The 928-nt window shown below is 58.9% G+C and carries 1 protein-coding gene and 1 pseudogene; one reads left to right on the forward strand and one right to left on the reverse strand.

Annotation, left to right across the window (positions count from 1 at the left end; genetic code table 11):
* The coding region (locus tag EOA85_RS36130; protein ID WP_281033837.1) for an FAD-dependent oxidoreductase at positions 1-276 on the reverse strand (276 nt) is incomplete at its 3' end.
* A 121-nt stretch (positions 277-397) separates the two neighbouring features.
* Between EOA85_RS36130 and EOA85_RS36135 the strand changes: the two are divergent.
* A pseudogene (locus tag EOA85_RS36135) lies at positions 398-928 on the forward strand (hypothetical protein); the annotation flags it as partial.

Raw genomic sequence — 928 nt, forward strand, 5'->3', positions numbered from 1 at the left:
GTCCTCATAGTGAGCCTCCGGCGTGTCGTGCACGCCAATTGCTACCTGCATGGGAGACATGCTGGAGGAGAGCGAACCTATTGCCCAATTCGTGGTGCCGCCCGGGACTGGATTCTTTTCCAAGACGAGCACGCGCCGTCCCATCTCGGCTGCTTCTATCGCAGCGAACAATCCAGATCCCCCGCCGCCCACGACGATCACTTCCGGATCCTGCTGGGTACGAGCGGCTTTGTTTTGTCCTGGCATACCCCCGGGCACACGATCACCTTTAAACATTCTCATCCTCATTTGGCGACATACCCTCAGTAGCTCCATGGAAATATCCCGTCAGCCCCCGGTTGACCCGGCATTGGAAAGCAGGTAATCCCTATTAGAACGTTATTCCAGCTAGTATGTCATGTCAGAATTTGCAAGCGATTTGTCCCATATGTTGGCAAGGAAACTCATCGCAGCCCACCGTGGCGGCAAGCGCGCTCCAGTTCAGGTGAATGAGCTTGAGACGCTCAGCCGCGCGCAGGCTTTGCGCATCCAAGGTGAAGTGGTGAGCGCGCTGTCCCCCGTCGCCGGTTGGAAGGCAGCGGCTTTGCCCGACGGGGACTTGGTGTCCGCACCGATCCTTCGCCATCGCCTCCTACAAAGCCCGGCTTTACTATCGCCAGTGATTTATGGACTTGGCGGGGTCGAGTGCGAGATCGCCTTCCGTTTTGCAAGACGGCCAACGCCACGGAAGCACGTCTTCGAGCGGCAGGACATTCTCGATGCGCTCGACGCCGCCTGTGCAGCTGTGGAAGTGGTAGACAGCCGCTGGGCCGTCGCCTCGCCCATTCCACGCAACGCGATGATCGCGGACTTGCTCTCGAATGGCGCGCTCGTCGTCGGCTCATTTAACCCAGATTGGCGGACCGTGGCATTTGACGTCCTGACTGCT

The organism is Mesorhizobium sp. M5C.F.Ca.IN.020.29.1.1 (assembly GCF_003997375.1).
Classification (GTDB): Bacteria; Pseudomonadota; Alphaproteobacteria; order Rhizobiales; family Rhizobiaceae; genus Mesorhizobium; species Mesorhizobium wenxiniae.